This is a genomic window from Kitasatospora sp. NPDC059803, assembly GCF_042732255.1.
GTDB lineage: Bacteria > Actinomycetota > Actinomycetes > Streptomycetales > Streptomycetaceae > Kitasatospora.
In genome coordinates, this window is record NZ_JBHWIJ010000248.1 from 8,003 (window position 1) to 13,123 (window position 5,121).

The window sequence follows — 5,121 nt, forward strand, 5'->3', positions numbered from 1 at the left end:
CGGCTTTATTTGTACACCGTGGTCTCCCGCACCGTGGCCCCGTGCCCCCCCTCTTTGGGGTAAGTTTGTTTTTGTGGTGGGGGGGGTGGGCCCCCCCCCCCCCCCCCCCCCGCAACCGCTATCGGAGCGGGGAGCACCACATCGTGATGTGGCAGAGTGCGGTGATCATTTCTCGCGCGTAGATCTTGCCGTCGCCCCCATAGTGGTGGACGGGGCCTCCGCTGTCGCCGTTGGCCGCTGCGATGTCGCTGACGTTGGTTTGAACGGCTTAGTAGCCGCAGGAATTGTAGGCAGTGGTCTGGCGCTCACTGCGTGGATATGATGATTCGCCGACACGTGGGTCCACCAGGCGGCAGCCGTCGACCAGTTGCTCGTCAGTGCCGACGGTAGCACTCTGACGCCCCCGATCACTCGCGCCCGCTTCCTCGGCCCATTCGACAACCTGATCTGACATTGCCCCAGAGCCCGGCGCCTCTTCAGGTTCGACCACGTCCTCGAAGCGTACGAACCAGCCGCTTGGGGAACTGGTGCTGCTCCCCGGCTGGCTCAAGCACGCGGTACTTGAGTTCCATGACGACGCCGTCCGCATCTCCATGTCCTGGAACCTTGGCTACACCTTCTCTGGAGCCCGGGCCGAGGCCTCTCTTAGCGTGATTCGGCCGGCGCGGCGGGATCGAGAACCGGCGACCGCCGCTGGCGAGTTGGCTTCCATGCACGCTCCGCAGTTCACGTCACCGTGTGGCGGCGGCTTCGTAGAGGGTGCGGATCAGGCGGTCGTTCTCCGGGCCGGCGACGGCGGGGAAGGGGGTGCGTCGGCGGGTGTAGCCGTAGGCGATGCCGTTGCGCGGGTCGGCGAAGGCCTGTTGACCGCCCGCGCTGTTGTGGCCGAACGAGCCCTGGCCGAGCTGCGGGTAGTACTCGGAGGTGGCGTGGAAACCGATGGTGAAGGCCTTCTGCACGCCGAGGACCACGTCGTGGCCGATGGACTGGATCTGCCCGGCCAGCGCGAGCGTCTCCGGCTTGAGCAGCGGGGCCGAGCCGTCGACCGATCCGATCGCGACCGCGTACATCCGGGCCAGGCCGCGCGCCGAGGCCGTCCCGCCGAACGAGGCCGCACCCGCTCGGCGAACAACTCCTGGACGCTGCGCCCGGTGGCACGGCGCACCACCTCGCCGCTGAGCGCCCCCACGACCAGCGCGTGGTAGCCGAACGCGGTGCCCGGACGCCAGTACGGGCGCTGCGCACCGAGGCGCTCGGCGACGATCCGGTCGTCGGCGAGTTCCTCGATCGTGAACCCCGCGTCCGCGCCGACCAGGCCGGCCCGGTGCGCCAGCAGCTCGCGCAGCGTCACGTCACCCTTGCCCTCCACCGCGAACTGTGGCCAGTAGTGGCCGACTTTCCGCTCCAGGTCCAGCACGCCTTCTTGGACGAGGGACGCGACGACCAGGTGCGTGGCGCCCTTGGACGCGGAGTATGCGCCGAACAGCGAATCCGCGGTGCTCTCCGGGCCCGTCCACAAGTCGACGACCCGTTCCCCGTGCCGGTAGGCGACGAGCTGCGCGGCGTGGTCGCCGCCCTCCCCGGTCGCGACCGCGGCGAACTCCTCACGGACCGTCTCGAACCCTTCGGCCACCGTGCCCCGCACCACGTTCTCGTCCATCGGTGCTTCCTCCCGGCTCGATCACGACAGGGACGTCGACGGGCGGCCACGAGCGCAGCCCACGTGGCCGCCAGTCGAATGCATCCTTCCCACCGAGGGCCCGCGTGACCACGACCGGTGGCTCCGTCTTGCGCGCCTCGCCCCGGGCCTGCACGGCCACGCGCCTCACGGCGATGGCCGACCGCGTTGAGATGGTCCGGCGGAGTGACTATCTTCGTGAGGTGAGTGAACGTGTGATGCAAGAGCCCACCCTGATGGTGTTGACCGCCCTCGCGGACGCGCCCCGGCACGGATACGCCATCGCGCAGGAGGTCAAGGTGATGACCGGCGGCCGGGTCGCGCTGCGTACGGGTGCGCTGTACGGGGCCCTGGACCGGCTGCTGGCCGACGGTCTGATCGACATCGACCGCGAGGAGATCGTCGACGGCCGGGCCCGGCGGATCTTCACCCTGTCCCCGGCGGGGCGGGAGCGGCTCGCGGTGGAGGCCGAGCGCCTGGCCGCGGCGGCGAAGGAGGCCACCCGCCGCCTGTCCGTCGCCAAACCGCCGGCGGCCTCCGCATGATCGAGCGCGTCCTGCGGCTCTATCCCGCCGCCTACCGCCGGGCCCACGGCGGGGAGATCGTCGCGACCTTCCGCGAGATGACCGCGGGTGAGCCGCTGGGCTCGCGGCTGCGGGAGGGCGCGGGTCTGGCGGCGCACGCGGCGAGGATGCGGATGGGGCTGGGCACGGCCGCGCCCGTCGCGAAGGTCCTCGCGCTGGCGTACCCCTTCGCGCTGGCCGCCGCGGCCGCCGCTTGCGGCCTGCACCTGCTGAGCTGGTACGCCGGCGTCGTCTCCTCGCCCGCCCCGTTGGGGGTGCGACTCGGAACCGACCTGTCGGGGGCGTGGGGCGCGCTGCTCGTGTCGTCGCTGGTCGTGGTCGCGGGGTCGGTGGCGGCGCTGGCCGGCCGGTGGCGCGTGGGGGTACCCTGTGCGGTGGCCGGGCTGCTCTCCTTCGCGGCGGCCGCGGTGGTCAGCGGGCGGGCGTTCGGTGACCCGGTGGTCACCCCGGCCGCGATGGTCCTGGCGGCGGCCGTGCTGCTCGCCTGCCCGCAGGACCGGCGGGCGGAGGGCGTCGCGGCGGGGCGGGCGGGCGCGGCCGGTGCCGTGGTCGCGCTCGTGGTCGTGCCGCGGGCGGCCATCGCCTCGCACGGGGTGCCGTGGGTCAGCACCGACTACGGGTGCTGGCCGCTGGTCGTCCTGGCCGCGACTGGTGTCGCGCTGACCTGGTCCAGCGGATCGCGGGGCGGCCGCGAGCTGGCGGCGATGGCCCTGGCCTCCCCGCCGCTGCTCGCCCACGCCTACACGGTGGCGTGGGGTGAGGCGGCTGTCGTCGCGTGCCTGGCGGCCGCGTTGCCGGCCACTGCGGTGGCCGCCGGGCTCGCCGGCCGCCTGAGGCGAAGCGGTCGCATCCTCCGCTGAACGGCCTGCCGCGGCTACTGAACTTGATGGGGTGATGTCGGAGCTGGTTTCTTCGCAATGGCTGGGGCTCTGGCTCACCTTCCGCCCGGGAACAGGTGCTTCAGGCCGCAAGAGGGGCCCCCCCCCCCCCACGGCGGGGGCCACGTTCCCGCCCAGGTGAGCCCCGGGTGGCTCAGCGTGTGGGTCGGGGGGGTGCTGGCCCCCCGCGCCCGCCGGGCCCCTGGTGCTCCGGCCCCCCGCGGCCCCCCCCCCCACCCCGGGGCGGGCCCCTCTTCGCATCCTCGTTCAGCCTGGCTGCGAGCTGCTTGACGTCGGGTGCGAGGTGCCCGGCCTACGGGTCGGATCGACGTCGGCCGGGATGCGCGGTGCGTCGAGCGGATGGTCGCCGTACGGGTCGGGCGAGCGGGTCAGCTCTTCTCGTCGTCGGCCCAGGTGATGTCCATCTGGTCGATGAAGTAGCGGCCGTCGAAGCAGAGGAAGACCTTGGACGTGGTGTCGTTGTCCGCGATCCAGGTCTTGTTCCACTGCACGACGGTGCCGGCGCCGTCGCGCTTGGGGAAGTAGAGGCCCTCGCGGCGTTCGGGCTGGTTGTAGAAGGCGTGCCCGTTGGGCAGCCGGTACGGCGTCCGGAAGATGGCGTCGTGGCCGCCGATGCGGTCGAAGAGCGCGGCGGGGAAGTTGGTGCGGGCGACGAGCTTCGGCGGAACGTAGTGGACGTCGACCTCCGCGGAGTCCACGTAGCGGGCGGGTTCCCCCGGCAGCCGGTGGAAGGCCCTGCGCACGGCGCCCGCGGTGTCGTAGCTGTCCGTGAAGGTCACGAGACTTCCCTCCCGCCCCTCCTTGTACCAGTCGCCCTGGGAGTACTGGTCGAAGTCGAAGGTGCCGATGCGGGTGCCCGGGGCGAGGAGCTCGCCGGGGACCTCCCGGAAGCTGGTCTCGTCGAAGATCTGCTCGATGGTTCGCACGTGCTTCTCGAAGCGGCGGGCCGGCACCCGGACCCGTCCCGTCCCCACCGGGAGGTCGGTGGCCTTCGGCGCCGGAGCGGGAGCGGGCTTGGGCGGCGGGACGGGCGCGGGCGCCCAGGCGGTGCAGGACCGGTCCTCGGCCCCGGCGCCCTTCTCCAGGATCAGCGGTCCGCCCGGCCGTTCGGCGGCCGGGTCGGCCAGGCCGAGGAGGCAGTTGGAGGAGTCGTGGAGGGCCATCAGCCGACCGGTGTCGCGCTGGACGAAGGCCCGCCACGCCTGCCGCCAGTACGAGGAATCGCTGCCGGTGTCAGGGAACTTGGGCCGCAGGGTGACCGTGGCACCCCGGCTCGACTCCTCGGCGGTCAGGTAGAGGCCGGTGGCGACGTGCCGGATCCGGTGGTTGATCACCCGGAACCGCTCGGCCACCCACTGCTCGCCGTCACCACCGGTCTCCGGCCCGAGCACCACGGCGGTGCCCTCCGGGCTCCCCGCCGGGGCACCCGCCACCAGGCCGGGAATGCGGTGCAGGCGCAATGCGAAGGTCTCGGTGGGCCAGTCGACCAGCATCGTGAACAGCCTCTCGGTAGTCGAATATGACATGACGTCACAACATGATCACCTGATCGGGTGGGGATGCGCCATGGCGTACGGCACACCGTGGGCGCCGCACCGGGACGCTGTGCTCCGGCATCCGCCGAAGGCCACCCGCCGAAGGGCGCCGGCGGGTCGGGGCCCGGCAGCTGCCCGGCTGGGACCGGGCTGAACGCGCGCTGCCGGCGCTGGTGGCCGAGCGCCGCATGAGCAACGCTGGTGATGCGCGGTGAGAGGGTCCCGGACGACGGCCGTCGGCCGGGCGGCGATCGGCGGAGGCGCCGCGCCGGGCCGCGGCGGAAGGGGAGTACGTCAAGGTGCGGTAGTCGTCACGGACGGCACACCGCACCGGGTGTGGGGGGGGGGGGGCGGCGGGCGCCCGCCCCCGCGCCCCGCCCCGGCGCCGGCGGGCGGGGCGCGCGGCCCGGCGCGCGGCGCGGGGC

General features: G+C 72.9%; 4 protein-coding genes. 2 read left to right on the plus strand and 2 right to left on the minus strand.

Annotated elements, in window-relative coordinates; genetic code table 11:
* Window positions 1-766: 766 nt before the first annotated feature.
* The gene (locus tag ACFV6I_RS30120; RefSeq protein ID WP_380428677.1) at window positions 767-1,660 is read right to left on the minus strand and encodes a serine hydrolase domain-containing protein; all 894 of its coding nucleotides are present in this window, start codon (window positions 1,658-1,660) and stop codon (window positions 767-769) included.
* A gap of 221 nt (window positions 1,661-1,881) precedes the next feature.
* Here ACFV6I_RS30120 and ACFV6I_RS30125 point away from each other — a divergent pair, with 221 nt between their 5' ends.
* The gene (locus ACFV6I_RS30125) at window positions 1,882-2,223 is read left to right on the plus strand and encodes a PadR family transcriptional regulator (protein WP_063352404.1); all 342 of its coding nucleotides are present in this window, start codon (window positions 1,882-1,884) and stop codon (window positions 2,221-2,223) included.
* A complete protein-coding gene (locus ACFV6I_RS30130; RefSeq protein WP_380428679.1) occupies window positions 2,220-3,122 on the plus strand; it encodes a hypothetical protein in 903 nt (300 codons plus the stop codon). The genes ACFV6I_RS30125 and ACFV6I_RS30130 overlap by 4 nt, the downstream gene beginning before the upstream one ends.
* A gap of 407 nt (window positions 3,123-3,529) precedes the next feature.
* Here ACFV6I_RS30130 and ACFV6I_RS30135 read toward each other — a convergent pair whose 3' ends face one another.
* Window positions 3,530-4,687 (minus strand): RICIN domain-containing protein, encoded by a 1,158-nt coding sequence (locus ACFV6I_RS30135; RefSeq protein WP_380428681.1) that lies wholly within the window; start codon window positions 4,685-4,687, stop codon window positions 3,530-3,532.
* Between the last annotated feature and the right edge of the window lie 434 nt (window positions 4,688-5,121).